This is a genomic window from Brevundimonas sp. GW821-FHT12E07, assembly GCF_058807035.1.
In genome coordinates, this window is sequence record NZ_JBXAQH010000003.1 from 308604 (window position 1) to 334108 (window position 25505).

Annotated in this window: 29 protein-coding genes; 23 read left to right on the top strand and 6 right to left on the bottom strand. The window is 69.0% G+C overall.

The window, feature by feature from the left end; genetic code table 11:
- The 3 genes from AC1ROD_RS13270 (at position 1) to folP (ending at position 1982) form a co-directional block, all read left to right on the top strand.
- Positions 1-303, top strand: a complete 303-nt coding sequence (locus tag AC1ROD_RS13270; protein ID WP_492948736.1) for a winged helix-turn-helix domain-containing protein — start codon at positions 1-3, stop codon at positions 301-303.
- A complete protein-coding gene (locus tag AC1ROD_RS13275) occupies positions 303-944 on the top strand; it encodes a YdeI/OmpD-associated family protein (protein ID WP_492948737.1) in 642 nt (213 codons plus the stop codon). Before AC1ROD_RS13270 ends, AC1ROD_RS13275 begins: the two co-directional genes overlap by 1 nt.
- 213 nt (positions 945-1157) lie before the next feature.
- A complete protein-coding gene (gene folP / locus AC1ROD_RS13280) occupies positions 1158-1982 on the top strand; it encodes a dihydropteroate synthase (protein ID WP_492948738.1) in 825 nt (274 codons plus the stop codon).
- Here the strand turns inward: folP and AC1ROD_RS13285 are convergent.
- Genes AC1ROD_RS13285 through AC1ROD_RS13305 form a run of 5 tightly spaced genes read right to left on the bottom strand, consistent with a single transcriptional unit; the run spans position 1966 to position 4158 of the window.
- A complete protein-coding gene (locus AC1ROD_RS13285) occupies positions 1966-2346 on the bottom strand; it encodes a VOC family protein (protein ID WP_492948739.1) in 381 nt (126 codons plus the stop codon). The two genes, folP and AC1ROD_RS13285, sit on opposite strands and share 17 nt — an antisense overlap.
- 3 nt (positions 2347-2349) lie before the next feature.
- A complete protein-coding gene (locus tag AC1ROD_RS13290; protein ID WP_492948740.1) occupies positions 2350-2793 on the bottom strand; it encodes an SRPBCC family protein in 444 nt (147 codons plus the stop codon).
- Positions 2790-3257: an SRPBCC family protein gene (locus AC1ROD_RS13295; RefSeq protein WP_492948741.1), complete on the bottom strand. Its 468-nt coding sequence runs from the start codon at positions 3255-3257 to the stop codon at positions 2790-2792. The genes AC1ROD_RS13290 and AC1ROD_RS13295 overlap by 4 nt, the downstream gene beginning before the upstream one ends.
- Positions 3254-3850 (bottom strand): SRPBCC family protein, encoded by a 597-nt coding sequence (locus AC1ROD_RS13300; RefSeq protein WP_492948742.1) that lies wholly within the window; start codon positions 3848-3850, stop codon positions 3254-3256. Before AC1ROD_RS13300 ends, AC1ROD_RS13295 begins: the two co-directional genes overlap by 4 nt.
- The gene (locus tag AC1ROD_RS13305; protein WP_492948743.1) at positions 3847-4158 is read right to left on the bottom strand and encodes an ArsR/SmtB family transcription factor; all 312 of its coding nucleotides are present in this window, start codon (positions 4156-4158) and stop codon (positions 3847-3849) included. Before AC1ROD_RS13305 ends, AC1ROD_RS13300 begins: the two co-directional genes overlap by 4 nt.
- Positions 4159-4240: 82 nt before the next feature.
- Between AC1ROD_RS13305 and thiD the strand changes: the two genes are divergently transcribed.
- From thiD to AC1ROD_RS13325, 4 genes are all read left to right on the top strand, one after another.
- Positions 4241-5068 carry a bifunctional hydroxymethylpyrimidine kinase/phosphomethylpyrimidine kinase gene (gene thiD, locus AC1ROD_RS13310; protein WP_492948744.1) on the top strand — a complete coding sequence of 276 codons (828 nt, stop codon included), beginning with the start codon at positions 4241-4243 and terminating at the stop codon, positions 5066-5068.
- Entirely contained in the window at positions 5065-5637 is a 573-nt protein-coding gene (locus AC1ROD_RS13315; protein WP_492948745.1) for a nucleotidyltransferase family protein, read from the top strand. The genes thiD and AC1ROD_RS13315 overlap by 4 nt, the downstream gene beginning before the upstream one ends.
- Positions 5638-5715: 78 nt before the next feature.
- Positions 5716-7041 (top strand): DUF418 domain-containing protein, encoded by a 1326-nt coding sequence (locus AC1ROD_RS13320; RefSeq protein WP_492948746.1) that lies wholly within the window; start codon positions 5716-5718, stop codon positions 7039-7041.
- Positions 7042-7084: 43 nt separating this feature from the next.
- Positions 7085-7897, top strand: a complete 813-nt coding sequence (locus AC1ROD_RS13325) for a PhzF family phenazine biosynthesis protein (RefSeq protein WP_492948747.1) — start codon at positions 7085-7087, stop codon at positions 7895-7897.
- 64 nt (positions 7898-7961) lie between these two features.
- Here AC1ROD_RS13325 and AC1ROD_RS13330 read toward each other — a convergent pair whose 3' ends face one another.
- Complete coding sequence (locus AC1ROD_RS13330) at positions 7962-8342, bottom strand: hypothetical protein (RefSeq protein ID WP_492948748.1); 381 nt, start codon at positions 8340-8342, stop codon at positions 7962-7964.
- A gap of 237 nt (positions 8343-8579) precedes the next feature.
- On the opposite strand from AC1ROD_RS13330, the gene AC1ROD_RS13335 reads away from it, so the two are divergent.
- From AC1ROD_RS13335 to AC1ROD_RS13410, 16 genes are all read left to right on the top strand, one after another.
- Positions 8580-8882, top strand: coding sequence for a hypothetical protein (locus AC1ROD_RS13335; protein ID WP_492948749.1), 303 nt, complete (start codon positions 8580-8582; stop codon positions 8880-8882).
- A 23-nt stretch (positions 8883-8905) separates the two neighbouring features.
- Positions 8906-9586, top strand: coding sequence for a response regulator transcription factor (locus AC1ROD_RS13340; RefSeq protein ID WP_207870583.1), 681 nt, complete (start codon positions 8906-8908; stop codon positions 9584-9586).
- Positions 9583-11061 (top strand): sensor histidine kinase, encoded by a 1479-nt coding sequence (locus AC1ROD_RS13345; RefSeq protein ID WP_492948750.1) that lies wholly within the window; start codon positions 9583-9585, stop codon positions 11059-11061. Before AC1ROD_RS13340 ends, AC1ROD_RS13345 begins: the two co-directional genes overlap by 4 nt.
- 82 nt (positions 11062-11143) lie before the next feature.
- Positions 11144-12499: a hypothetical protein gene (locus AC1ROD_RS13350; RefSeq protein ID WP_492948751.1), complete on the top strand. Its 1356-nt coding sequence runs from the start codon at positions 11144-11146 to the stop codon at positions 12497-12499.
- A 53-nt stretch (positions 12500-12552) separates the two neighbouring features.
- On the top strand, positions 12553-13383 hold the full coding sequence (gene ccmI / locus AC1ROD_RS13355; protein WP_492948752.1) for a c-type cytochrome biogenesis protein CcmI: 831 nt from the start codon (positions 12553-12555) through the stop codon (positions 13381-13383).
- Between the two features lie 70 nt (positions 13384-13453).
- Complete coding sequence (ccmE, locus tag AC1ROD_RS13360) at positions 13454-13936, top strand: cytochrome c maturation protein CcmE (protein WP_492948753.1); 483 nt, start codon at positions 13454-13456, stop codon at positions 13934-13936.
- Entirely contained in the window at positions 13933-15918 is a 1986-nt protein-coding gene (locus tag AC1ROD_RS13365) for a heme lyase CcmF/NrfE family subunit (RefSeq protein WP_492948754.1), read from the top strand. The genes ccmE and AC1ROD_RS13365 overlap by 4 nt, the downstream gene beginning before the upstream one ends.
- Positions 15915-16412: a cytochrome c-type biogenesis protein gene (locus AC1ROD_RS13370; RefSeq protein WP_492948755.1), complete on the top strand. Its 498-nt coding sequence runs from the start codon at positions 15915-15917 to the stop codon at positions 16410-16412. The genes AC1ROD_RS13365 and AC1ROD_RS13370 overlap by 4 nt, the downstream gene beginning before the upstream one ends.
- Before the next feature lie 114 nt (positions 16413-16526).
- A complete protein-coding gene (locus tag AC1ROD_RS13375; RefSeq protein ID WP_492948756.1) occupies positions 16527-18089 on the top strand; it encodes a Do family serine endopeptidase in 1563 nt (520 codons plus the stop codon).
- A gap of 67 nt (positions 18090-18156) precedes the next feature.
- A complete protein-coding gene (locus tag AC1ROD_RS13380) occupies positions 18157-18828 on the top strand; it encodes a response regulator transcription factor (protein ID WP_492948757.1) in 672 nt (223 codons plus the stop codon).
- Between the two features lie 9 nt (positions 18829-18837).
- Positions 18838-20244, top strand: a complete 1407-nt coding sequence (locus tag AC1ROD_RS13385) for a sensor histidine kinase (protein WP_492948758.1) — start codon at positions 18838-18840, stop codon at positions 20242-20244.
- Positions 20241-23144 carry a bifunctional [glutamine synthetase] adenylyltransferase/[glutamine synthetase]-adenylyl-L-tyrosine phosphorylase gene (locus AC1ROD_RS13390; RefSeq protein ID WP_492948759.1) on the top strand — a complete coding sequence of 968 codons (2904 nt, stop codon included), beginning with the start codon at positions 20241-20243 and terminating at the stop codon, positions 23142-23144. Before AC1ROD_RS13385 ends, AC1ROD_RS13390 begins: the two co-directional genes overlap by 4 nt.
- 47 nt (positions 23145-23191) lie before the next feature.
- Positions 23192-23869 carry an EF-hand domain-containing protein gene (locus tag AC1ROD_RS13395; protein WP_492948760.1) on the top strand — a complete coding sequence of 226 codons (678 nt, stop codon included), beginning with the start codon at positions 23192-23194 and terminating at the stop codon, positions 23867-23869.
- A 65-nt stretch (positions 23870-23934) separates the two neighbouring features.
- Complete coding sequence (locus AC1ROD_RS13400) at positions 23935-24522, top strand: RNA polymerase sigma factor (protein ID WP_492948761.1); 588 nt, start codon at positions 23935-23937, stop codon at positions 24520-24522.
- A 5-nt stretch (positions 24523-24527) separates the two neighbouring features.
- A complete protein-coding gene (locus tag AC1ROD_RS13405; protein ID WP_492948762.1) occupies positions 24528-24953 on the top strand; it encodes a hypothetical protein in 426 nt (141 codons plus the stop codon).
- Positions 24950-25495 (top strand): periplasmic heavy metal sensor, encoded by a 546-nt coding sequence (locus AC1ROD_RS13410; RefSeq protein ID WP_492948763.1) that lies wholly within the window; start codon positions 24950-24952, stop codon positions 25493-25495. The genes AC1ROD_RS13405 and AC1ROD_RS13410 overlap by 4 nt, the downstream gene beginning before the upstream one ends.
- Positions 25496-25505: the final 10 nt, after the last annotated feature.

Below are 25505 nucleotides of genomic sequence, written 5' to 3' on the forward strand. Positions count from 1 at the left end.
ATGGGCTTGCACGATCTCGGACGAATCGACGAGGTCATCCACGGCCGCATGCGGCTGGGGATCATGGTCTATCTGGCCGACGCCGAGGTCGCCGACTTCACCGAGCTGAAGACGGTGCTTGAGGCGACCCAGGGCAATCTCTCCGTCCACATCAAGAAGCTGGAGGAGGCGGGCTACGTCGCCGTCGCCAAGAGCTTCGTGAACAACAAGCCCCTGACCCGGGTCTCCATCACCGACGAGGGCCGCAAGGCTTTTGCCGCCTATCTGGAGGCGCTGGGCGGACTGATCGGTGGACGCGGCTGATGGCGCCGGTCGTCGTCGATCCGAAGCATGTCCACGCCTTCGCGGACGAGGGCGCCTTCGAGGCCTGGCTGGCGCAGAACCACGATCGCGAGACCGAGGTCTGGATCCGCATCTACAAGGTGAGGTCCGGCGTGGCCTCCATCACGGTCAAGGAAGCCATCGACGTCTGCCTTTGCTGGGGCTGGATCGACGGAGTGAAGAAGAGCTTCGACGAGGCCAGCTTCCTGCAGCGCTACACCCCGCGTGGAAAGAAGAGTGTCTGGAGCCAGGTCAATGTCGACAACGTCGCGCGCCTGACCGAGGCCGGGCGGATGACCAGTCACGGGCACAGCCACGTCGAGGCGGCGAAGGCCGATGGCCGCTGGGACGCCGCCTATCGCATCAAGGGCTCGACCCTGCCTGACGATCTTGTGGCGGCGGTCGAACCCGTCCCGGAAGCGAAGGCGACGCTTGCGACCCTCAGCGCCCAGAACCGCTTCGCCCTGATCTTCCGGCTGCAGGCCCTGAAGACCGAGGGGGGACGGCAGAAGGCCATCGCCCGGTTCGTCGAGATGCTGGCGAGGGGCGAAACGATCTATCCGCAAGGCAAAACCCAGGCGGTCGGCGCCTCGCTGCCCGGCTCGGTAAAATCTCGCAGGTAGAGGGTCACGCGATCGGGAAAGCTCGAGGCCCAGATCACGGCCTCCGAGACCGAGATGCCAAGCCGCTCCTCGTAAAGGGTATTGTCCCGGAACTCGTTCGGGTCCGCGAGGTCGGCGTCATTGCAGCTATTATCGTGATGGGTGGCCTCAACCCGCGCCTCCACGTATTTCCAGCGATACGGCCGCGCCCGTTCATCGATAATGTTTCCGATCATGCTCTCCAGTATCGCATCCAGCACCCCTTTGGTTATGGGCATCGTCAACGTCACGCCCGACAGCTTCTCGGACGGCGGGCGACTGGCGACGGTGGAGGCGGCGGTGGCCCACGCCCTGTCGCTGGTCGAACAGGGCGCCGACGTCCTCGATATCGGGGGAGAGAGCACCCGGCCGGGCGCCGAGCCCGTCAATGTCGCCGAGGAGATCGCCCGCACCCTGCCGGTCATCGCGGGCGTGCGCGCCCACTGGGCCGGGCCGATCAGCATCGACACCCTGAAGCCCGAGGTGGCCCGGGCGGCCGTCGGCGCCGGGGCGACAATCTGGAACGACGTCTCGGCCCTGAGCTTTTCGCCCGACAGTCTGGCGACGGCGGCGGCCCTGCGCTGCGACGTGGTCCTGATGCATATGCAGGGCGAGCCGCGCACCATGCAGGCGGCGCCCCTCTATGACGACGTCGTCGGCGAGGTCGTCGATTATCTGGAGGCCCGGGCGAAGGCGGCGGTGAAGGCCGGGGTGGCGCGCGAGAAGATCTGGCTGGATCCCGGCATCGGCTTCGGCAAGACCACGGCCCATAACCTCGCCCTCACGGCGCGGCTCGAGGCTCTGGTCGACCTGGGCTACCCCGTCCTCTACGCCGCCAGCCGCAAGCGCACGATCCTCGGCGTCGACGAGACCGCGACCGATCCCGCCGACCGACTGGGCGGATCGCTGGCCCTGATGCTGGAAGGGGCGCGGCGCGGCGCGAGGATGGTCCGTGTCCACGATGTGCGCGAGACGGTTCAGGCGCTCAAGCTGTGGTCGGCAGTCAGCTCGGCAGGTTGATCTGCCACGACACGCCGAACCGGTCCTGCACCCAGGCGAACCGTTTCGAGAAGCCATAGTTTCCGGCGGGCATCATCGTCTTGCCGCCTGCGCCCAGCGCCTCGGCCAAGGCGTCGACCTCGGCTTCGGCCTCCACCGTCAGGAAGGTCGAGGTCGAGGGGGTGAAGGTGAAATCGTGCACGGGCGGGGAGTCATTGGCCATGATCTCCAGCCCGGCGATCGTCAGCCGCGCCATGGCCACCTTGCCGTCCGGACCCTTGTGCAGGGCGGCGACGGCGGCCCCGGGAATGGCTTCGGCGTAGAAGGTCAGGGCCTCCTCGCAATCGCCCTGGAACATCAGGAAGGGGGCGGCGGCGGTGATCATGGCTCAGCTCCGGTTGGCGTCGGCGACGGCCGAGAGGTTGTCGAGGATCATGGACCAGCCGGCGGCGCTGCGCTCGGCATAGGCGGCCCAGGCGGGGGCGAGATCATGGCTGAGGATGACGGTGCAGCCGTCGCTCTCTGAGGCAAAGGTTACGGTCACGCGCGTCGGCTCCTCCGGCGCTTCGTCGACCCAGAAGTCGAAGACGATCCGGGCGGGGCGTTCGATCTCCACGAACCGGCCGAAGTGCCGCGCCAGATCCTCGCCGCGCCGTTCGAAGATGGCGAAGGCGCCGCCGACGACGGGGTTGTAGTCTGTCTTCTCCATCACGCCGTCGGGGGTATGGAACAGCCACAGGCCGACCGTCGCCGGATCGAGGAAGGCGTCGAACACCCGTTCGGGCGGATGGCGGAAGCGTTTCTCGACGCGCACCTCTACCGGATCGCTCATTCGCTCCAGCCTTCCACATGATGGTCGGGATGGCGGTCGACGACGAAGCGCGGCTCGATCCCATGCTCCAGCCAGATTTTTGCGCCGCCGAGGACCAGGGCAAAGCCGCCGGTGGAATCCAGAGCCTTGGCCACGCCGTCGGCGTCGTCCGTGAAACCCCGGTTCTCGACGGTGACCCAGGTGTGGTCCCCCCGCGGTTCGAACAGCCATTCGACTTCGGTCGGGGTCGCGCGGTTGTCCCAGTCGATCAGGATGCGGCGGTCCGGCTCGACGGCTTTCACGACGACCTCGGTCGAGGCTCCGTACATGGCCCAGGTCCAGTCGACGACGGCGCCGGGCGCCAGCACGCCGGTGCTGTCGGTGAACCAGAAGCGGGTGGTCACCGCCGGGTCGGCGAAGGCCTGAAAGACCTCCGCGACCGGTCGGCGGATCAGCATCCCGGCAGTTGCGACGGGCGCGCTCACGCCGTCCGCCAGTCGTTCGAGTACGGCTTCTCGTCGCCTGCCTTGGGGTTGTCGATCCGCTCGGCATAGGCGTCACGCAGGGCGAACCAGCGGTCCCAGCTCCACGGATGGCGCACGCCGTGGATGGCGTCCTCCAGTCCTTCCATATGGTGCTGCCAGCCGGCGAGGACGTTCTTGCGTCCGCTCTCCCAGGTCGAGGGCACCCGGTGCGACAGGATCAGGTGGGTGCCGTCGCCGTCGGGCTCCAGCCGCCACGAGACGATCGAGTCCGGATTGCTGCCGAAGGTGTGCTCGAACAGGGTGTAGGGCCGCACGGTCAGGACCTCGTTCGACTGGCGGCGCTTCTCCGGCACGTCAGGCATGAAGTCGTTGTCGGGTTGGCGGAAATGCAGCTCCATCTTGCCGCCCGGAACCGTCTCGATCTCGGCTTCGGCGAGCCAGCAGGCGAGACCTTCGGGCGTGGTCAGGGCTTTCCAGACGCGCTCGGGCGAATGCCGCAGACGGCGTTCGAAGCCGATGATCCAGCCGTCTCCGTCTTCGCGGATGGTCCCGGCGTCGCGGCCGGGAAGCGTTTCAACGAGGGCGTCGGTCATTGTGGAAACTCCTTGTCCAGATGCGCTTCCAGGGCGTCGAGCTTGTCGCTCCAGAAGCGGCGATAGGGGGCCAGCCAGGCGTCCAGCTCGGCCAGGGGGGCGGGGTTCAGGCGATAGAGGCGACGGTTGGCGTCCTTGCGCACCGTCACCAGCCCGGCGGCGCGCAGCACGCCCAGATGTTTCGACACGGCCGGCTGGCTGATCGGCAGGGCGGCGACGAAGTCCCCGGCGGGGCGTTCGCCATCGCGCAACAGACCCATGATGGCCATGCGGTTGGGTTCGGACAGGGCGAGGAGGGCGTCGTGCATTTGAATAACTAATCAGCTATATAGCCGAAACGCAATATATGATTTTCTTGCCCTCTGTGAGGGTGTGACGCATCAGGACGGCATGACCGCCGAATCCATAAGCAAGCCCGCCAAAGAAGGCCCGGGGCGCGTCCTGATCATCGCCGGCTCGGACTCGGGCGGCGGGGCCGGGATCCAGGCCGATATCAAGGCCGTGACCATGCTGGGCGCCTATGCGGCGACCGCCATCACGGCCATCACGGTCCAGAATACGCTGGGGGTGACGGGGGTGTTCCCCCTGCCGCTCGACCTGATCGAGCAGCAGGCGCGGGCCGTGCTGGACGACATCGGCGCCGACGCGATCAAGACCGGCATGCTGGGCACGGCCGAGACGGTCGAACGCGTCGCCGCCATCCTCGATACCTCGGACGCCGCCGTGGTCGTCGATCCGGTCATGGTGGCCAAGGGCGGGGCCTCCCTGCTGGCCAATGACGCGGTCGAGGCGGTGAAGGCCCTGATGGTCCCGCGCGCGACCTTGCTGACTCCCAACGCGCCAGAGGCCGAGGCCCTGACCGGGCTCGTGGTCTACGATCTGGACGGCCAGCGCCGCGCTGGCGAGGCCCTGTTGGCCATGGGGGCGAAGGCGGTGTTGATGAAGGGCGGCCATGTCGACGGGCCGACCGTCATCGACATCCTCATGACCGCGTCTGGCGAAACCTTGCTGGAGGGGCCGCGCATCGACACCACCTCGACCCACGGCACCGGCTGCACCCTGGCCAGCGCCTGCGCGGCGGGTCTGGCCAAGGGCCTGCCGCTGGAGGTCGCGGTCGCCGAGGCCTGGGCCTATGTCGCCGAGGCGATCCGGCGCGCGCCGGGGCTGGGCCATGGCCACGGCCCTCTGGATCACGGTTGGCCGGTGAGGGGACGATGAGCGATCTGAAGCAACGACTGGTCGAGATCGTCCGCGGCTATCCCGACCTGATGCACGTCATGACCACGGTGCGGGGCCTCGACCTGCCCGACTGGCTGATCTTCTCCGGCTCAGTCTATCAGAGCGTCTGGAACGATGTGACGGGCCGCGAGCCGGGCTACGGCGTCAACGACTTCGACCTCGGCTATTTCGACCCGGACACCAGCTGGGACGCAGAGGACGTAATCATCAAGCGCGTCGCCGCCGCCTTCGAGGAGCCGCTGCGCAGCCGGGTCGAGGCGCGCAACCAATGCCGGGTGCCGATCTGGTTCAGGTCCAAATTCGGCGAGGACTACGACCCCATCGCCTCGACCGCCGAGGCCCTGCCGCGTTTCGTCGCCCCGGCCTTCGCCGTTGGCGTGCGGTTGGAAGCCGACGACAGCATCACCGTCGTGGCGCCTTTCGGTCTGGAAGACGCCTTCGACCTGATCGTGCGTCCCAATCCCAACCGGCCCCTGGCCAAGGACTGGGCGAAGATCGCGACCAAGGTGACGTCGCGCTGGCCGGAAGTGACGGTGGTCGAGGCCTGACCCCCGCCGCACGGGGCTTTGCCGTGTTCTGATTTTTCGCGTATCGTCGTTCCCTGTCGCATGCGAGGGGAGATCGCGATGACGATGACGGCTGCGCCGGTGGCGGTGAAGGAGCGGTTCGGCTCCATGGATGTGCTACGGGGTGTCGCGGTCTGCGGCATCCTGCTGATGAACATTCCCTACATGGGCATGCTGGGCGAGTCGGGCCGACCGCCGCTGCCCGCCGCCCCCAATCCCGACTGGATCGCCTTCACCATCCAGGACGTCTTCTTCTCCGGAACCATGCGCGGGATGTTCACCCTGCTGTTCGGGGCCGGGATGCTGATCATGCTGCGCCGCGTCGACGAGCCGGGCGGGGAGAAGGCGACCTGGGCCTATCTGACCCGCTGCTTCGCCCTGATCCTTCTGGGGGTGGCGAACTTTGCGATCTTCGTCTGGCCCGGCGAAATCCTGTTCGCGTACGGCGTGACGGGACTGGCGCTGATCCTGTTCCGGAAGTCGCCGCCCCGGCTTTTACTGACGGCTGCGGCAGCATCGCTGGTGGTCCTGACACTGAGCTTCGCCATCCCGGTGATCGACCGCGCCGCCGCCCTGCGCGACGCCCCCGCCGCGGCGGCCGCCAAGGCCGAGGGCAAGACCCTCACCGACGAGCAGAAGGCCGCGCTCAAGATGCAGGCGCGGGGCGCCGAGGCCATGCGCCCACCCGCCGCCAAGCTGGAGAAGGAACGCCAGCAGCGCACCAGCTTCCCCGGCGTCCTCGTCTGGAGCACCAAAATCTGGGCCCAGTTCAATCTCACGCGCAACGGCGTCATCGGCCTGCTGGAAAGCCTCGGCTTCATGCTGATCGGCATGGCCCTGTTCCAGAAGGGCTATCTGACCGGCCAGAAGCCGTTGAAGACCTATGTCGGACTGATGGTCGGCGGCTATGGCCTCGGTCTGGCGATCCGGGGCGTACAGGCCTTCTGCGCCTGGACGACGGCCTATGAGCTGAACCCCTGGCAGATGCTCTGGGGCGCCTTCCTCTACGAAGTCGGGCGGCTGCCGATGACCATCGGCCTGCTGGGTCTGGTCATGACCCTCTATCAGGTCGGCGCTCTGGGCAAGCTGGCGGGGGCCGTCAAGGCCATCGGTCGCATGGCCCTGACCAACTATGTCGGCCAGTCGGTCATCACGGCCATCCTGTTCTACGCCTTCGGCCTGCTCGGGAAGTTCGGCTTCGCCCAGTTGATGGGGATCGCCGCCCTGATCTGGATCGGGCAGGGGATCTTCAGCGTCGTCTGGCTGAAATTCTATGAGATGGGGCCGCTGGAATGGCTTCTGCGGATGCTGACCTATGGCCAGAGAACGCCCATTCCCCGTGTCGCTCCGGTGATCGCCGCCCCGGCCGCGGCCCCGGCGGAATAGGCTTCGGGTTTCCAGTCCATCGCGCGTGGTCTAGGCAACCACCATGCGCCAGTGGACCATAGACGCCTTCGCCGACCGAGCCTTCATGGGCAATCCGGCCTGTGTGGTCGAGCCGTTCGAGGTCTGGCCCGTCGACGGCTGGATGCAGGCCCTGGCCATGGAGAACAACCAGTCGGAGACGGCCTTCCTGCGCCGGACGGCCGACCCGTCCCGCTTCGACCTGCGCTGGTTCACCCCGACAATGGAGGTCGATCTCTGCGGTCATGCAACCCTCGCCTCCGGCGCGGCCCTGATGACGGAAATCGACCCGGCCCTGACCGCCGTCAGCTTTGACACCCGGTCGGGGTGTCTGACCGTCCGCAAGGCGGCTGAGGGCTTCGAGATGGATCTACCGTCGGATCCGCCACGCCGAACCGGCCCGGTTGAGGGTCTGGCTGAGGCCATGGGCGTCGAGCCCGTTGAGGTCTGGGCGGGCCGTTATCTGGTCGTCCTGCTGCCCGACGCGGCGGCCGTGCGGGCCTGCACGCCCGACTTCAAGGCTCTGGGCGGCTTACAGGGTGAGGCTGGGGAGGGTGGTCAGGTGATCATCGCAGCCCTGTCTGATCAGGATGACGTCGATGTGGTCGATCGATTCTTCGGGCCCGGCTGCGGTATCGATGAGGATCCCGCGACCGGTTCGGCCCATTGCATCCTCGCGCCCCTCTATGCCGACCGGCTGGGACGTCCGGTGGTCCGCTTCCGCCAAATTTATCCCGGTCGCGGCGCCCTCTTCGAGACCGAGGTCGCGGGCGATCGTGTGCTGATCCGGGGGCAGGCGGTCACCGTGATGGAAAGCCGGCTGCGGCTGCGTCCCTGACCGCATAGCGAAAGGGCGCGACCCTTGCGGATCGCGCCCTCTGATTCAGACCGAAAGGTCCGGATTAGCCGCGACGGTTATCCCGGTCGTGGCGCTCGTAGCGGATCTGGGCTTCGAGGCGGTCGAAGCGACGATCCAGGTCGGCGCGTTCCCAGCTCGACAGACCGCCGCGGCGGTAGCTGGCTTCCAGACGGGCCAGGCTGTTGAACTCGCCGCGCAGGCGGCTGGCTTCACGACGGCTCAGCGAACCGTTGCGGACGCCCTGGTCAATGCGGCGATCCAGCTGGACCTGGCGCTGGTTGATCGACTGCCAGTTGCCGTAGCCGGTGGAGACGACGGGCGGGCGGCTGTTGTACGGGCCGTGATAGGACTGGGCGGCGGCGGGGATGGCGGCGGCCGACGTCGCGGCCAGAACCAGGGCGGGGACAATCATCTTCTTGAACATCTGATCACTCCTTGGAAATCTGTTCGTCGGGGGCCGGGGTGGCCAGCGATGACTGCAGATAACCACCCCCCGGCTGAGCCCGACCTGAACAGCCCTGGTCAGGTTCGGTTCATGTGCATGACAAATGCGCAAGACGGACTTTGGTGGGATATGCGAACCCCTTCGACATCCCGGCAAACCGCCTTACAGTGCCGTTCAGGCCTCGTTCAGGGCCACTGACGCATAAACACCTCCATCATGACCCGCGCTCTCGCCATCACCCTGGCTCTTCTTGTCGCCGCCGCGCCCTTCAGCGCCGCGTCTGCGCAGGATCACGGCCGCCGTGGCGACTACGACCGCGGGCAGCGTCAGGAGCAGTCGCGTGATCAGGGCCGGGAAGGCCGTCAGATCAGCGAGGCCCAGGCCCAGTCCATCGCCCAGTCCCGCGCGCGCGGCGCCCGCTTCGTCGGCTCTCGCGGGCTGCAGGGCGGCTCCTATGTCTTCGTCTTCGATGACAATGGGCGGATCTTCCAGATCTCCGTCTCGGCCAGCGGAAATTGAACCCAGGTTTCGGGAGCTACTGAATGCGCATTCTTCTGGTCGAGGACGATGTCGATCTGTCGCGTCAGCTGAAGCAGGCGCTGGGCGACGCTGGCTATGCGGTCGATCACGCCGCCGATGGCGAAGAGGCCCACTTCCTCGGCGACACCGAACCCTATGATGTGGTCGTGCTCGACCTCGGTCTGCCCAAGATCGACGGCGTCTCCGTGCTCGAGCGCTGGCGCCGCGACGGCAAGACGACCCCGGTCCTGATCCTGACGGCGCGCGGCGCCTGGTCCGACAAGGTCTCGGGCTTCGACGCCGGCGCTGACGACTATCTGACCAAGCCCTTCCACACCGAGGAGCTGCTGGCGCGGTTGCGGGCCCTGCTGCGCCGCTCGGCCGGCATCGCCTCGGCGACCCTGTCATGCGGCGGCCTGCGTCTGGACCCGCGCGCGGCCCGGGCCACGGTCAACGGCGAGCCTCTGCGCCTGACCTCGCTGGAGTACCGGCTGCTGCACTACATGATGATGCATCAGGGCCGGGTCATCAGCCGCACCGAGCTGGTCGAGCACCTCTACGACCAGGATTTCGACCGCGATTCCAACACCATCGAAGTGTTCATCGGTCGGGTGCGCAAGAAGGTCGGGTCTGACCGGATCGAGACCGTGCGCGGCCTCGGCTATCGCCTGACGCCCCTGGCCGGCGAATCCGAAGCGGCGTGAGCGACGCCCCTGTCGAACCTTCCGTAGAGCGCTCGAAGCCGTCGATCTTCGAGGACTGGGGCCGCTGGTTCGGCCGCCCCGGCCGCAGTCTGACGCGGCGTCTGATCCTGCTGGCCTGCGGCTGGATCGCCCTGGCCCTGATCCTGACCGGCGGGGTTCTGACCAGCCAGTATCAGGAAAGCGCCCTGCGCCGGCTCGGCTATATGCTGGGCGACACCATCGACGAAGTGGTGCTGGCCACCACCGCCACGCCCGGCGGCGGCGTTCACGTCGACGAGATCAAGGACGCCCCGACGCTAAGGGGCCTGTCCGGCAAATACTGGATGATCGCCGAGTTCGACGAGCAAGGCGGCCTGCGCGTCGTCGAACGGTCGCCGTCACTGGCGGGCGAGACCCTGTTCATCGACCCCGAATTGCCGTCGCGGCTGAAGTCCGAGTTCGGCATCCTGATCACCTACAACGACCTGAACGGGGTGCTGCGGCCGTCGCACAGCCAGCCGCTGCGCGTTGCCGCCAGTCTCAAGTCCATCCCTGACCGCGCCGCGCCCCTGGTCTTCATGGCCGGCATCGACCGGTCCGACATCGACCTCGACACCCGCCAGTTCGCCACCTTCACCTGGACGGCTCTGCTGATTCTGGGGCTGGGTCTGGTGATCGCTGTCTTCCTGCAGGTCCAGATCGGCCTGCGCCCCCTGTTCGGGCTCAGGACCGAGATCGCCAATGTCCGCAAGGGCAAGGCGGCGCGCATTGAGCGCTCCTATCCCGTTGAAATCGCGCCGCTTGCGGAGCAGGTGAACCAGCTTCTGGACCACAATCAGGAGGTGGTGGAGCGTCAGCGGACCCACGTCGGAAACCTGGCCCACGCCCTGAAGACGCCGCTGTCGGTCATGTTGGCCGAGGCCTCGGACCCCCAGAGCGATCGCGAAAAACTGGGTGATCTCGTGCGCCGCCAGACCGAGGTGATGAAGGGTCAGGTCGACCACCACCTGCGCCGCGCCCGCGCCGCCGCCCGCGCCGCCCACGGTCTGGGCGAACGGACACCGGTCGGCGAGGTCATCGACGAACTGGCCGTCATGCTGGAGCGGGTCTTCCAGTCCAAGGACGTGGAGATCGACTGGCGCGCCCCGGACGAACTGGGCTTCCTCGGCGAGCGTCAGGATCTGCAGGAAATCCTCGGCAATCTGATCGAGAACGCCTGCAAATGGTGCAAGCGCCGCGTCCGGGTTTCGGCCGGTCCCAGTGGTCTGGGCCAGATGATCGTGGTGGTCGAGGATGACGGCCCCGGCCTGCCCGAGGACCAGCGCGAGACGGCCATGAAGCGTGGCCAGCGGATGGACGAAGGCGCGCCCGGATCGGGCCTGGGCCTGTCGATTGTCGACGACCTGACGCGCGCCTACGGCGGCCGTCTGACACTGGGCGGCAGCGATCTGGGCGGGTTGAAAGCCATCCTTGAGTTGCCGGCGGCTGAGGCCTAACCCGTTAAGGTTCCTACGTAATCCGTTAACCCGCTAACCCTATTCTGGACGCGTACAGGCGTTTACGTGGGGTAGAGGCTGGATGACCGAACTTTCGGTCGCGCATCGCATGGCTCTGGGCCAGGTGGTCGAAGGCGTTCCCGACCGGACGCTGCGCCAGCTGACGCTCGCCGTCTCGGGCATGCCGGGCGGCAAGGCGCGCGCGCTTGAAGAGATGCTGGCCGCCGAAACCATCGACCGCGTGCGCCGCGCCCGGGGTTTTGCTGCCCTGACGCCCCTGTTCCGCCCGCGCGCCGACGGGGTTGAGGCCACCAGCTTCCCGCCCGGAGTCCTGCCGCGCCTTTGGAAGATCGCCTCAAGCCGCGAACCCAATATCCTGCCGTTGCTGGACGAGGACGACGACCGCGAGGCCGCCCGGACCGCCGCCGTCTGCGCCCGGCTGTGCGCCACGGCCGCCGCCGCTGTACGCGACCGGCCCAATGATGTCTGGCCCGCGTCGCTCGGTGACCCGGCGACCCGGGAAAGGGGGCTGGAGGATCTGGCCCATTGCTGCGACTTCGGCGGACTGGTCTATCGCGCCCTGCCGTCGCTGCAGGCCTGGGTTGGCCGCCCGGATGGAGACCAGGTCGCCGAACTGAGGCTTCTGGTCCGCGACGCCTCGGAAATGCTGCCGGACGGCGCCGAGCGCCTGATGGACATCTTGTTCGCCCACCTCGCCGACGCCTCGCTGATTCTCAGGCTGATGGTCCACACCTCCACCGCCGCGGCGCGCGGGGCCTTCCTGTCCGAGAGCGAACTGGCCGTCTTCGTCGACCGGCTGGTCGTGGGGATGGAGACGCGCTGCGCCCGCATCATCGCCTTCAGGCCCGGCGACCCGGTCGAGAGCCTTTGCGCTGATCTCCAGTGGTGCGCCGACGTCCTGAAAGAGCTTGAGGCCACCGTCCACGTCGATCGCGAGGGCGACTGGGGCAAGCGGTTACGTGAGGTCCGCGTCCGGGTCGGCAAGCGGCTGGGCGAACTGCTCAGCGGGGTCGGCAAGCTGGTCGACAAGGCCGTGCCCATGCACAAGGTCCAGACCTCCGGCCGTATGACCCGCAGCGCGCCCAATCTGGACATCGAGCTCGAGCCAACCACGATCCAGGCGGCGCAGGACGCCCTCAGGATGGTCGGTCTGTTCCGCAATCTGGCCGGACCTTTCGGGTGCGAGGCGCAACGCTCGACCCTGGTCCAGAACCTGACGGTCCAGTTGAGCAGCTATGCCGATCTGATCATCGAGGACGTCAACTCCGGCGACGCCCCGGACGAGACGGCGGCCATCGACCGCGCGGCCATGGTCGCCGGCTTCCTGGAACAGATCGCCGCACTCACCGAAGCGCGGGCCGTGCGTCGCCGCACCGCCGTGGCGGGCGGGCCGACCCCGGCCAAGGTCCTGGCCTGAGACGCGTTCCGGGGGCTCTCGCCGCCGGTCGTGCGATCCGCTAGAGCGGTTCCATGACGGCCTTCTGGATCATGACCGCACTGGCGACCGCGATGGCGGCTCTGCTGGTGCTCACCGGCGCGCGGCGCGGCGTCGACGCCGTGGTCGATGTCGAACCGGACGCGGCCGCGCGCGAACTGGCCGAGCTTGACCGGCTGAAATCCCGCGGCCTGCTGACCGAAGAGGCCTGGACGGCTGCTCGGGCCGAGGCCGGCCGTCGCCTGCTGGCCGGGCGGACCGGTCCCGTCGAACTGCGCGCCCGGCCGAGTGACCGGCGCTGGGTTCTGGGCGGGGTCGTGCTCGCGGCGGTGGTCGCGCTCGGCCTCTACTGGGGCATCGGCAAGCCCGGTTACGGCGACCAGACCTATGATCGCCGCGTCGACGCCTGGGGCGCCTCGGCCGAGCCGCTGGAAGCCGAACAGGTAGCGGCGGTCCTGACGCGGGAGGCGAGGCTGCGCCCTGACGACCGCCAGATCCTGACCATGCTGGGCGCGGCCCGTTTCGCCGCCGACGATCCGGTCGGGGCGGCCTCGGCCTTCCGCCGGGCGCTCGCGATGAACCCCGATGATCCCCGCACTTGGTCGCGGCTGGGCGAGAGCCTGGTCCGGTCGCAGGACGGAGCTGTCGGCGCCGACGCCGAGGCGGCCTTCCGTGAGGCGCTGAAGCGCGATCCCGGCCAGCTGGGCGCCCTCTACTTCCTCGGCGACGCCGCCCTGACGCGCGGCGATCGCGCCGGCGCCCTGGTGTTGTGGACGCCGCTGATCAAGGCGCTGGACCCCGCCGATCCGCGCCGCGCCGATCTTGAGAAGCGGCTGGCCGCCGGCAGCGCGGGCGCGGCCCGATGACCTCTTTCGGCCCCTGCCGCGCCCCGCTATACGGCCGCGAGTTTTCCTGCGCGCGCGGACCCTTCCGGACATGAGCTGGCTTCCCCGATCACCGAAGGCGCGGCGTCGCCTGTGGGTCGTGGCGGCCGTGGCGCCGATCCTGGCCCTCGCCGTCGGCCTGTCACTCTGGGCCATGAACGACAGCGTGACCTTCTTCTTCACCCCGTCGGAAGTGACCGTGGAAAAGGCCCCGGCCGGGCGCGACATCCGTCTGGGCGGTCTGGTCGAGGCGGGCAGCGTGCAACGCCACGGCGCCGACGTCAGCTTCGCCGTCACCGACAATATGGCCTCGACCCGGGTCATCTATCACGGCGACCTGCCCGACCTGTTCCGCGAAGGGCAGGGGATCGTGGCGCAAGGGAGCTTCCAGTCCGACCGCACCTTCGTCGCCCATCAGGTCCTGGCCAAGCACGACGAAAAATACATGCCGCGCGAAGTGGCCGACAAGCTGAAGGCCAAGGGCGAGTGGCGGCCCGCGCCGTCCTCTGCTTCCACTGGAAACGCCGCCCTGTGATCAGCGAATTCGGCGCCTACGCCCTGCTCCTGGCCCTTGTTCTGGCGGTGCTGCAAACCGTTATGGCGGCGGCCGGGCGCATCCGCCGTTCGCCCGTTCTGGCCGGCGCGGCGCAAGGCGCGGCCATTGCCTCGGCCTGTCTGGTGGCGCTGGCCTTTGCAGCCCTGATCTTCGCCTTCGTGACCTCGGACTTCTCGGTCGCCAACGTCGCGAACAACAGCCACACCGACAAGCCGATGCTCTACAAGGTCGCGGGCGCCTGGGGCAGCCATGAAGGCTCGCTGATCCTGTGGTGTCTGGTGATGACCGGCTTCGGCGCGGCGCTTGCGCGGGCCAGCGGCCTGCCGTTCGGGCTCAAGACTTCGGCGGTCGGCGTGCAGGGGGCGCTGGGAAGCCTCTTCCTCGCCTTCGCCGTCTTCACCTCCAATCCCTTCGCCCGTCTGGACCCGGCGCCGTTCCAGGGCGCCTCCCTGAACCCCCTGCTTCAGGACCCGGCGCTCGCCTTCCACCCGCCGCTGCTCTACGCGGGCTATGTCGGCTTCTCGGTGACCTTTTCGCTGGCGGTCGCGGCCCTGATCGAGGGCCGCGTCGACCCCGCCTGGGGCCGCTGGGTCCGGCCCTGGGCCCTGGCGTCCTGGGTGCTCCTGACCATCGGCATCACCCTCGGCTCCTTCTGGGCCTATTACGAGCTCGGCTGGGGCGGCTGGTGGTTCTGGGACCCGGTCGAGAACGCCAGCTTCATGCCCTGGCTGGCGGGCGCGGCCCTGCTCCATAGCGCCGTGGTGACCGAGCGGCGCGGAGCTCTGGCGGGCTGGACGGTCTTCCTCGCCCTTCTGGCCTTCACCTTCTCCATGCTGGGCGCCTTCCTTGTCCGCTCCGGCGTCCTGACCTCGGTCCACGCCTTCGCGGTCGATCCCGAGCGTGGCCTGATGCTGCTGGGCATTCTCGGCGTCACGGCAGGTGCGGCCTTCGCCCTGTTCGCCTGGCGCGCGCCGAAGCTGACCGGCGGCGGCCTGTTCGCACCCATCAGCCGAGAAGGCGCGCTGGTGCTCAACAACCTCTTCCTGACTGCAGCGGCGGCGACGGTGCTTCTCGGCACCCTCTACCCCCTGATCCTCCAGGCGGCGACGGGCGCGACCATCTCGGTCGGCCCGCCCTATTTCGCCCTGACCTTCACGCCGCTGATGGTGGTCGCCTTCCTGATCCTGCCCGCCGGGCCGCTGCTGGCTTGGAAGCGCGGCGACCTCAAGGGCGCGGGCCAGAGGCTGGCGGTCGCGGCCGGTCTGTCTCTCGTCTGCGCTCTTCTGGGCTGGATGGTTTTCGAGCCGCGCAAGGCCATGGCGGCGGGCGGCATCGCCATCGGCGCCTGGCTGATCCTCGGCGCCCTGGCCGAGGTCACCGAGCGGGTGCGGCTTTTCCGCGTCCCTCTCGCGGAGGTGCGGCGTCGGGCGAAGGCCCTGCCACTGGGCGCCTGGGGCATGACCCTGGCCCATGCCGGGCTCGGCCTGTTCGTGCTCGGCGCCGTGGTCGAGACCGGCTTCAAGGTCGAGGCCGCCGCCCCGCTCGGCATCGGCGGCGAGGTGACGGCGGGCCGCTATTCGGTGAGGCTGGACGACGTCCGCATCGTCGAGGGGCCCAACTATCTGGCCGAGCAGGGCCATCTGACGGTGACGCCCACCGATGGCGGCCGGGAACGGACCGTTATCGCCGAGCGTCGCTTCTTCCCCGCCGGCGGCCAGACCACGACCGAGGTCGGCCTCGACTTCCGCGGGCTGGACGACGTCTATGTGGTGCTGGGCGAGCGCCGCTCCACGCCTCAGGCCGCCCGGGCCTGGACGGTGCGGGTCTACTGGAACCCCTGGGCGCGGCTGATCTTCCTCGGACCGTTGGTCATGGCCCTCGGCGGAGTCCTGTCGCTGCTGGATCGACGTCTCCGCATCGGAGTCGCGGGACGCAAAAAGGCGATGGAGGGCGCCACGTGAGAAGGGCCGCGATCGCCTTCGTTTTCGTACTTCTCGCCGCGCCTGCAATGGCCGAACCCGCCGCTGCGCCCGACCAGCCGCTGGCCTCGCCGACGCAGGAAGCCCGGGCCCAGGCCCTGTTCCAGGACATCCGCTGCGTCGTCTGCCAGCACGAATCCATCGCCGACAGTCCCGCCGGCATCGCCGCCGACATGCGCCGCCTCGTCCGCGAGGAGATCGCCTCGGGCGCCACCGATGACTCGATCCGCGAAGACCTTGTCCGCCGCTGGGGCGACTACATCCTGTTCAAGCCGCCGGTGAAGGCCGCGACCTGGCTCCTGTGGTTCGGACCCCTGGTGCTCGTGCTCGTTGCGGGCGCGGCCTTTGTCGTCCTGTCCTTGCGCAAAAAGCCCGTGACGGCCCCGCTTTCGCCCGATGAGGAGCGGCGTCTGGAGGAACTTCTCCACACGGAAGGAGTTCGCCCCGATCCTGACGCAACTTCGTCCCACGACTGACGCCGGGCGCGATCAACGATCCGTTCGGCGGCGTTGTGGCTTCGGCTGGAACGGGCCTATATCTCAACGCGAAACGGTCTCCAGACGAGGCCGAAAGAGGATCGCAAGACGACGATGCTGAAGCGGAAAGAGTTCATTCTGGGGGCTGCGGCCGGCCTGATCGTTGCGGCGGGCGCCACCGCCGGCGGCGTCATTTCATGGCCCGGCGCCCATGCCGAGACCCGTCCAGGGCAGCTGGTGGCCTCGGCCGGGGCCGCGGGCCTCGCCTTCGCCCCGCCGCAGGGCGCGCCGCTCAGCTTCGCCGACATCGTCCAGCAGGTCGCGCCCGCCGTGGTCCAGATCGAGGTCGAAACCCCGGTCGAGCGTCCGCAGGGCGTTCAGGGCTTCCAGATTCCGGGCCTGCCCGGTCTGGTCATTCCCGGACCCGGCCAGCAGCAGCAGGCCGAGCCCGACGCCGAGCCGCAACTGGCCCAAGGCGCCGGCTCAGGCTTCTTCATCTCGCGTGATGGCTATATCGTCACCAACAACCACGTCGTGGCCAACGCCAAGTCCATCAAGGTCAAGATGACCGACGGCCGGACCCTGGACGCCACCCTGGTCGGGCGCGACGAAAGCACCGACCTGGCCGTGATCAAGGTCGATGGCTCGGACTTCAACTTCGTCAGCTTCGAAGAACAGGCCGATCCGCGCGTCGGCGACTGGGTCGTGGCGGTCGGCAATCCCTTCGGTCTGGGCGGCACGGCGACGGCGGGCATCGTCTCGGCCCGCGGCCGCGACCTGCAGGACCGTTCGAGCGCCTACGTCGACTATCTGCAGATCGACGCCGCCATCAACCGGGGCAACTCGGGCGGCCCGACCTTCGACATCTACGGCCGCGTCATCGGCGTGAACTCGGCGATCTTTTCGCCCACCGGAGGCTCGGTCGGCATCGGCTTCGCCATTCCGGCGGCCACCGCCAAGAGCGTCACCGACCAGCTGATCCGCAGCGGCGCCATCGAGCGCGGCTATATCGGCGTCCAGATTCGCAATCTGACCGATGATCTCAAGGCTGCGGTGGGTCTGCCCGCCGACGCCAAGGGCGCCATGGTCGAATCGGTCACCGCCGGCGGTCCGGCCGAGCGCGGAGGCGTCCGCGCCGCCGACGTGATCGTCTCGGTCAACGGCCAGGCGGTCGAGACCAGCAACGCCCTGACCCGTGCGGTCGGCGCCGTTTCGGTCGGCAGCGATCTGCGCATCGAGCTGTTCCGTGATGGCCGTCGTCAGACAGTGACGGTCAAGTCGGCCAAACGCCCGTCGGAAGCCGAACTCTATCCCGAGGATGACGAGGGCAATCCGCGCGCGCCGACGCCGGGGCCGACCGCTCCGTCCGGCCTGACGGTCGAGGGCATCAACCTCTCGGCCCTGACCCCCGCGCTGAAGCGCCGCTATTCGCTGGCGGACGATGTGACCGAGGGTCTGGTCGTCACCGAGGTCGCGCCGCGCTCCAAGGCCGGCGAGATCGGCATGCCCGCCGGCACCGTGATCACCAAGGCCTTCGGCCGCACGGTGAATACGCCGCAGGACTTCAAGTCCGCGGTCGACGCCGCGCGCGCCGCCGGCCGCTCCCACGTGCTTCTGTCCGTGGTGGTGAACGGCACGTCGCGGCTTGTGCCCCTGGAACTGTCCAAGGGTGAATAAGGCTTAACTGACAGGATCGTCACGGATGCGCTAACGTCCGTGACGATTCTGAATTCAGGAGGGCTTCATGCGTGTTCTGGTGGTCGAGGATGACGCCGAGGCGGCGACCGCGATGGTTCGCGGCCTGACCGAGGCCGGGCACGAGGTGTCGCACGCCATCGACGGCGCCTATGGCCTGCTCGAGGCCCAGCGCGGCGGCTATGACGTCTATGTCGTGGACCGGATGATGCCGCGCCTCGACGGCATCGGCATGGTCGAGACCCTGCGCAAGGACGGCGACCAGACCCCGGTCCTGTTCCTGTCGGCGCTGGGCGAGGTCGAGGACCGGATCACGGGTCTGAAGGCTGGCGGCGACGACTATCTGGTCAAGCCCTATGCCTTCGGCGAGCTGATCGCCCGGGTCGAGGCCCTGGCCCGCCGCCGCGAGACCGGCGGCGTCCAGACCGTGCTCAAGGTCGGCGACCTGGAGATGAACCTGATCGCCCGCACCGTGCATCGCGGCGCCACCGAGATCGACCTGCAGCCGCGCGAGTTCCAGCTGCTGGAGTTCCTGATGCGTCACGCCAACCAGTCGGTGACCCGCACCATGCTGCTGGAGAAGGTCTGGGAATATCATTTCGACCCCCAGACCAATGTCATCGACGTCCACATCAGCCGCCTGCGGTCCAAGATCGACAAGGGCTTCGACAAGGCCATGCTGCAGACGGTGCGCGGGGCGGGATACCGGCTGGAGGCGTAAGACGCCTCGATGAAACTGCCGTCCCTCTTTCGCCGCACGCCCTTCCGGCTGACGCTGCTGTTCCTGGCGCTGTTCGCGGCGGCGGCCAGCGCCATCCTGGCCTATGTCTATTTCGCCTCGGCCTCGGAGGCGCGTGCGCGGTCGCAGAAGGACGTCCTGATCGAGCTGTCCGCCTTGCAGGCGATCTATCGCACGCGCGGGGTGGACGCCCTCAACCAGGCCCTGGTCGAGCGGATCGTGCGCGGCGGCCCCTACCTCTATGTTCTGGTCGACGCCAGGGGCGAGCAGATCAGCAGCAATCTTTCGAAATCGCCTGTTGATCCAAAACAGCCGGCCGCCGCCGGCGAATGGGAGCCCTTCCCCCTGACCTCGACCGACGCGGACGGTCGCGTCCAGACGCGTCAGGGCATCGGGCAGGAGGTTCTGCTTTCCGGCAGGGAGCGGCTGTTCGTCGGCGAGGACATCGGCGACATCGAGGAATCCCTGTCGCGTCTGACCCAGGCCCTGTGGATGGCCATGGGCGGGGTGCTGTTGCTGGGCGCTACCGGCGGACTGATCATCAGCCGCAATGTCGAGCGCTCGATGGGCCGGTTGAATACGGTCGTGGCGGCGGTGCGCGACGGCGATCTGAAGGCGCGGGCCCAGGTCCGGGCGTCAGGCGACGAGCTCGATGAGCTCGGGCGCGGGCTGAACGGGATGCTGGACCGGCTGGAGGCCTCGATGGCCTCGATCCGTCACGCGGGCGACGCCATCGCCCACGACCTGCGTTCGCCCCTGACCCGGATGCGGGCCAAGCTGGAGGTGGCCCTGATCGACGCTGAGGCGGGCAAGGTTTCGGGAGTCGAGGCGCTGGAAATCGCCCTGACCGAGGCCGATCATCTGCTCAAGACCTTCAACACCGTCCTGGCCATCGCCCGGCTGCAGGCGGGCGGCGCGCCGGATCCGCAGGTGTTCGACGCCGCCGATCTGGCCGCCGACATGGCCGAGCTCTATGAACCCGCCGCCGAGGACAAGGGGCTGGAGTTCTCCGCCGAGATCGAGCGCGGCCTGATGGTTGAGGGCAACCAGCCCTTCCTCGCCCAAGCCCTGGCCAACGTCATCGACAACGCCATCAAATACACCCCGACCGGCGGGGCGGTGATGCTGCGCGCGCGTCGGCGCTCGTCGGGCGAGATCGAATATTCGGTCACCGACACCGGCCCGGGTGTTCCCGCCGAGGACCGCGAACGGGTGGTTCAGCGCTTCGTCCGCCTCGACAACAGCCGCAGCGAGGCGGGCTCGGGTCTGGGCCTGTCTCTGGTCTCCGCCGTGCTGGAGGCCCATGCCGGACGGGTCCAGCTGGACGAAGGTCCGGGCGCCTACGGCGGCTTCGGGCCCGGCCTGCGCGTCGCCCTCGTGCTGCAGCCGGCGCCGTGACTGAGCCCGTCCTCGGCGACCGCATCGGTCCTTGCGGCCCGGTCGTGGATGCGGCGGCCGCCACGCGCTGGCTGGAGCGCCTGAAACCCGCGGCGGAGGAGGGTGGCTGGAGCGCCTGTCTCGACCGCGCCTGGCCGGCCCTGGCTCCGGTCTTCGCCGCCTCTCCCTATCTGGCCGGATTGGCGCGACGTTCACCCGAGCGGCTGCGCGCGACGCTGGAGACCGCGCCCGAGGCCCGGCTGGAAGTCATCCTCGCCGAGACCCTCGCCCTGAGCGGCCCGCCGGATGAGGTTCGGGCGCCGCTGCGGGGGCTGAAGGCCGATCTGCACCTGCTGACAGCGCTGGCCGATCTGGGAGGGGTCTGGGACCTGACCGCTGTTACGGCCGCCCTGTCGCGGTTTGCGGACGCCGTGACCCAGACGGCGCTGGCCTCGGTCGCGAGCGAGCAGCGCGCCAGGGGCAAGCTGATCTCGGCGGTCGGCGATCTCGCCGGTCCGGTCCCCGGCCTGTTCGGCCTGGCCATGGGCAAGCACGGCGCCTTTGAGCTGAACTATTCCAGCGACATCGACATCTCCCTCTTCTTCGATCCCGACCGGCTGGCGCCCGCCCTCGCCCCCGGCGTTGAGGCCCAGCCCTTCGTCGACCGTCTGGCCCAGGCGACGGCGACCCTGCTGCAGGAGCGGACGGCGGACGGCTATGTCTTCCGGGTCGATCTCCGCCTCAGGCCCGACCCGTCCTCGACGCCGCCGGTCGTCGCCACGCCCATGGCCCTGTCCTATTACGAATCCGTCGGCCAGAACTGGGAGCGGGCCGCCTTCATCAAGGCGCGGGCCATCTGCGGCGACCCGGAGGCGGGGGCGGAGTTTCTCGAGGCGCTGGTTCCCTTCGTCTGGCGGCGCAGCCTCGACTATCAGGCCGTGCTCGATATCCAGTCGATCAAACGCCAGATTCACGCGCACAAGACCGGCGACGGTCTGGTGGCCATGGGCGCCAATCTGAAGCTCGGTCGGGGCGGCATCCGCGAGATCGAATTCTATGCCCAGACCCAGCAACTGATCCTCGGCGGGCGCGACAAGTCCCTGCGCGCGCGGCGCACCGACGAGGCCCTCGCGGCTCTGGCGGCGGCGGGGCACATCCCGACCGAGGTCGCCGCCGATCTGACCGCCGCCTATGCCGAGCTGCGGGCGCTGGAGCATCGCGTCCAGATGCTGGACGACGAACAGACCCACACCCTGCCGGTCGACGCCGAGCGCCGCATCGCCGTCGCCGCCCTGTCGGGCGAGGCCAGTCTGGCCGAATTCGACCGGGGCGTGGAGGCCCTGCTGCTTGGCGTCAACCGCACCTATGGCCAGCTGTTCGAAGGCGAGGAAGACCTGTCCTCGCCCTGGGGCAGTCTGGTCTTCACTGGCGTGGACAATGATCCGGAGACGCTGGAGACGCTCAAGCGCATGGGCTTTTCCGAGCCCGCCACCGTCGCCGATACGATCCGCAGTTGGCACCACGGCCGCATCCCGGCGACGCGCTCGGCGCGGGGACGCGAGCTGTTTACCCGGCTGGCGCCGCGCCTGCTGACCGCCGTGGCCCGGACCGGTTCGCCGGACGCGGCCTTCAAGCGGTTCGCCGTTTTTTTCTCGGCCATGAACTCGGGCGTGCAGGTCCAGGCTCTGTTCCTGAACCAGCCCGAGCTGTTCGGCCTGATCGTCGGGGTCATGGCCTTCGCGCCGAGGCTGGCGCGCACCCTGGGCCGCTATCCGGCGGCGCTGGATTCCATGCTCGACGCCCGTTTCCAGATCCCTGTCGGCCCCAATACCGGCCTGTTCGCCCAGATGGAGGCCGAGGCGCGCGAGGCGGGCGACTTCGAGGGGGCGATGAACGTCGTGCGCCGCCTGCACCGCGAACAGGCCTTCCGCATCGGCATCCAGACCCTGACCGGGCGGGTCGGGCCGGGCGCGGCGGGCCGGGCTTTCACCAACCTCGCCGACGCCGTCATGGGGACCCTGGCCGAGGCCGCCTTGGCCGAGACGGTGCGGCTGGGCGGGGCGATGCCCGGAGCGGTCGCGGTGATCGCCCTGGGCAAGGCCGGGTCACGCGAGATGACCGCGGGCTCGGACCTCGATCTGATGACCGTCTATGAGGCGCCGCCCGAGGCGGTGTCCGAGGGCAAGGGCTGGACCGCCGACGTCTTCAACGTCCGCTTCACCCAGAAGCTGATCGCGGCCCTGTCCGCCCATACGGCCGAGGGCGGCCTCTATGAGGTCGACATGCGGTTGCGGCCGTCGGGCGCCAAGGGGCCGGTGTCGGTCAGGCTCTCGGCTTTCGAAGACTATTACGCCGCCGAGGCGGACACCTGGGAGTTCATGGCCCTGACCCGGGCCCGGGTGGCCTGGGCCAGCGACGCCGGTTTCGGCAAGCGGGTTTCTCAGGCCATCGAGGCGGCGCTGCGTCGGCCGCGCCCCGGCGTCGACATCGCCCGCGACATTCGCAGCATGCGTGATCTGATGGACCGCGAGCGGCGAGCCCAGGGCTTCTGGGATTTGAAGCTGTCGCGCGGAGGCCTGGTCGACGCCGAGTTCGTGGGCCAGTTTCGCCAGCTGACGGCGGCGCCCCAGGGCGGCCCCCTGTCGGTCTCGACCGTGGTCCAGCTGGGCGAGGACACCCCCATGGCCGAGGCCTGGCGGCTGCAGCAGCGGATCGGCCAGCTGTTCGCCTGCGCCTTCGACGAGCGACCCGATCCGGAAGAGGAGCCCCTGGCCTTCCGCCAGCGTCTGGCCGAGGGGGCCGGGGCGCCCGATTTCGAGACCCTGATGACCCGGTTGAAAGAGGTCCGGGCCGAGGCGCGCGCGGCCTTCGATCAGGCCTTGCCGCCCGTCCGCGACGGAGAGTCGTCTTCCTCGCGTTGAACTTCTCGACGGGGGTCATGCGGGCTCAGGCCCGATGGAGACGACGTATGAAGAAGACCATCATCGCCGGCGGACTGGCCGCCGCTTCCCTGGCCGTTCTGGTGGGCGCCGCCGCCCCGGCTCCGCAGACGGCCGCGCCTGCCGCCGCTGCTCCGGCCGCACAGGCCGCGCCCGCGGCGCGTCACGCGCGTATTGAGGCTCGTCGAGCCCAGCCGGTCACCCAGGCCGAGTTCGTTCAGGCCCGCGTCAGCCGCCTGACCGCGCTCGACACCAACCACGACGGCACGGTCACCGCCGAAGAACGGCGCGCCGCCGGTCAGGCCCGTCGCGCCGAGCATGCGACGCAGCGCTTCGACCGCCTCGACGCCGACAAGAACGGCCAGATCAGCCGCGCCGAGTTCGATGCCGCCAGCCCCGAACACGGCGCGCGTGGAGCGCGGGGCGAGCATCGTGGACCGCGCATGGCACATCGTCGCGGCGGTGAAGGCCACGGGCCCGCTCAACGCGTCGCCCAACACGGCCCTATCGTCATCGCCGACGTCCAGACCAGGCTGACCGAAGGCTTTGTCCGTCTGGATGCCGACCACGACGGCGTCCTGAGCCCGGCTGAGCGTCAGGCGGGGCGCGCCGTGATGCGTGAGCGGTTCCAGGAGCGCCGGGTTAACCGACAAAACCGTGCGCCTGCCGCCACTTCGGCGTCGCCCTCGGCCCCGGCTTCGGAGTAAGACCGTGTCGGGGAAGGCCGTGATGGTTCGGTCGGCCCGCTCTGTGAGCAAGGGAGCAGGCCGGCTTGGCATCGATCGTCGACCCCGACGAGGAACTGGTTCGCCGCGTGGGTCAGGGCGACCCGGCGGCGATCCAAGCCATGGTCGCGCGCAAGCTGCCGCGCATGCTGGCCCTGGCGCAGCGGATGCTGGGCGACCCGGTCGAGGCCGAGGACGTGGCCCAGGAGGCCATGCTCAGGGCCTGGAAACAGGCGCCGCGCTGGCGTCCCGGCAAGGCCAAGTTCGACACCTGGCTGCACCGGGTGGGTCTGAACCTCTGCTACGACCGGCTGCGACGGCGGCGCGAGGTGCCGACCGAGACGCCGCCCGACCGGCCCGACGACGGGCCGGCGCCCGACCGGGGCCTTCTGGCCGCCGAACTGGGCGTCCGGGTCGATGCGGCCCTGAGGCGACTGCCCGAGCGTCAGCGCGAGGCCATCGTCTTGTGTCACTACCAGGAGCTGTCCAATATCGAGGCGGCCGACCTGATGACCATCAGCGTGGAAGCGCTGGAGAGTTTGCTGTCGCGGGGCCGTCGGGCCTTGAGGCAGGCGTTGGCGGATATGGCGCCCAATGCCGAGAGGCATGCCGCTGGACGGGGGGCTGAAGGATGACGACGATGAACGCCGAAAGGCTGAAACAACTGGCCGAAGCCTATGGCGCCGACAAGCGGCGCTGGCCCGAGGCCGAGCGGAAGGCGGCGGAGGCCCTCATGGCCTCTGACGGGCCGTGGGCGGAGCGGATGCTGTTCGAGGCGCGTCAGACCGACGCCGCGCTCGACGCCTCGGCGCGACCGATGGTGTCCAACGCCCTGCGCGACCGGGTCATCGCCTCGGCCATGGCCGCCGGCCCGTCGCCGCGCAAGGCGCGCCTGGTCTGGGACCGTCTGGTCATCTGGTTCGGCGCGGGCTGGGCCGCCGCGGCCTGCGCGGGCGTGATCGCCGGCGCCAGCCTGACCCCGCACCTGACCGCCGACGCCCAGGCCGACGCGGTCCTCTACCAATCCAGCCTGTCCGGCGTGGACGATACGGAGGTTCTGGGTTGAGCCTGCTGAATTCGCCGCGCGCCCTGAAGATCGCCCTGGCCGCCTCCGTCGCCCTGAACCTGTTCGCTATCGCGGGCGGGGTCACCCTGTGGGTCACCAAGACCAAGGCCGAGGACAAGATCGAGGCGGCCCAGGTTCCCGGCCGCCAGAGCACCTTCAAGGACATCCTCGCAGGCATGGAGCCCGAAACGCGCCAGCGCGTGCGGCAGACCTTCCGCGCTTCGGCCATGGCGGCCCGGCCCGACTTCGAGGCCTCACGCGCGGCGCGCCGTCAGGCGGTTGAGCTGATGCGTGGTCCGAACCCTGACGCAGCGGCCGCCAACGCCCTGCTGGATCAGTCTCGCGCCGCCGAGATGCGCGGTCGGACCCGGCTGGAGCATGACGCCACAGCCGTTCTCGCTACCCTGGATCCCGACGACCGTCAGGCCCTGGCTGTCATCCTGAGCCGACGGGGCAAGGGCGCCGCGCCTGTTGAACAGCGTCGCGGCGGACCCGGCGGTGAAGGCGGACGTCCCGGCGGTCCTCACCCGGACCCGCACTAGACCTCAAACC

Excerpts from the sequence above, each read along its gene's own strand:
- AC1ROD_RS13290 (WP_492948740.1), bottom strand. The coding sequence starts at position 2,793 with ATGAGCGATCCGGTAGAGGTGCGCGTCGAGAAACGCTTCCGCCATCCG.
- folP (WP_492948738.1), top strand. The coding sequence starts at position 1,158 with ATGCTCTCCAGTATCGCATCCAGCACCCCTTTGGTTATGGGCATCGTC.
- AC1ROD_RS13385 (WP_492948758.1), top strand. The coding sequence starts at position 18,838 with ATGAAACTGCCGTCCCTCTTTCGCCGCACGCCCTTCCGGCTGACGCTG.
- AC1ROD_RS13315 (WP_492948745.1), top strand. The coding sequence starts at position 5,065 with ATGAGCGATCTGAAGCAACGACTGGTCGAGATCGTCCGCGGCTATCCC.
- ccmE (WP_492948753.1), top strand. The coding sequence starts at position 13,454 with ATGAGCTGGCTTCCCCGATCACCGAAGGCGCGGCGTCGCCTGTGGGTC.
- AC1ROD_RS13285 (WP_492948739.1), bottom strand. The coding sequence starts at position 2,346 with ATGATCACCGCCGCCGCCCCCTTCCTGATGTTCCAGGGCGATTGCGAG.
- AC1ROD_RS13395 (WP_492948760.1), top strand. The coding sequence starts at position 23,192 with ATGAAGAAGACCATCATCGCCGGCGGACTGGCCGCCGCTTCCCTGGCC.
- AC1ROD_RS13330 (WP_492948748.1), bottom strand. The coding sequence starts at position 8,342 with ATGTTCAAGAAGATGATTGTCCCCGCCCTGGTTCTGGCCGCGACGTCG.
- AC1ROD_RS13300 (WP_492948742.1), bottom strand. The coding sequence starts at position 3,850 with ATGACCGACGCCCTCGTTGAAACGCTTCCCGGCCGCGACGCCGGGACC.
- AC1ROD_RS13325 (WP_492948747.1), top strand. The coding sequence starts at position 7,085 with ATGCGCCAGTGGACCATAGACGCCTTCGCCGACCGAGCCTTCATGGGC.
- ccmI (WP_492948752.1), top strand. The coding sequence starts at position 12,553 with ATGACGGCCTTCTGGATCATGACCGCACTGGCGACCGCGATGGCGGCT.
- AC1ROD_RS13270 (WP_492948736.1), top strand. The coding sequence starts at position 1 with ATGGGCTTGCACGATCTCGGACGAATCGACGAGGTCATCCACGGCCGC.
- AC1ROD_RS13380 (WP_492948757.1), top strand. The coding sequence starts at position 18,157 with ATGCGTGTTCTGGTGGTCGAGGATGACGCCGAGGCGGCGACCGCGATG.
- AC1ROD_RS13305 (WP_492948743.1), bottom strand. The coding sequence starts at position 4,158 with ATGCACGACGCCCTCCTCGCCCTGTCCGAACCCAACCGCATGGCCATC.
- AC1ROD_RS13375 (WP_492948756.1), top strand. The coding sequence starts at position 16,527 with ATGCTGAAGCGGAAAGAGTTCATTCTGGGGGCTGCGGCCGGCCTGATC.
- AC1ROD_RS13340 (WP_207870583.1), top strand. The coding sequence starts at position 8,906 with ATGCGCATTCTTCTGGTCGAGGACGATGTCGATCTGTCGCGTCAGCTG.
- AC1ROD_RS13320 (WP_492948746.1), top strand. The coding sequence starts at position 5,716 with ATGACGATGACGGCTGCGCCGGTGGCGGTGAAGGAGCGGTTCGGCTCC.
- AC1ROD_RS13350 (WP_492948751.1), top strand. The coding sequence starts at position 11,144 with ATGACCGAACTTTCGGTCGCGCATCGCATGGCTCTGGGCCAGGTGGTC.
- AC1ROD_RS13275 (WP_492948737.1), top strand. The coding sequence starts at position 303 with ATGGCGCCGGTCGTCGTCGATCCGAAGCATGTCCACGCCTTCGCGGAC.
- thiD (WP_492948744.1), top strand. The coding sequence starts at position 4,241 with ATGACCGCCGAATCCATAAGCAAGCCCGCCAAAGAAGGCCCGGGGCGC.
- AC1ROD_RS13405 (WP_492948762.1), top strand. The coding sequence starts at position 24,528 with ATGAACGCCGAAAGGCTGAAACAACTGGCCGAAGCCTATGGCGCCGAC.
- AC1ROD_RS13335 (WP_492948749.1), top strand. The coding sequence starts at position 8,580 with ATGACCCGCGCTCTCGCCATCACCCTGGCTCTTCTTGTCGCCGCCGCG.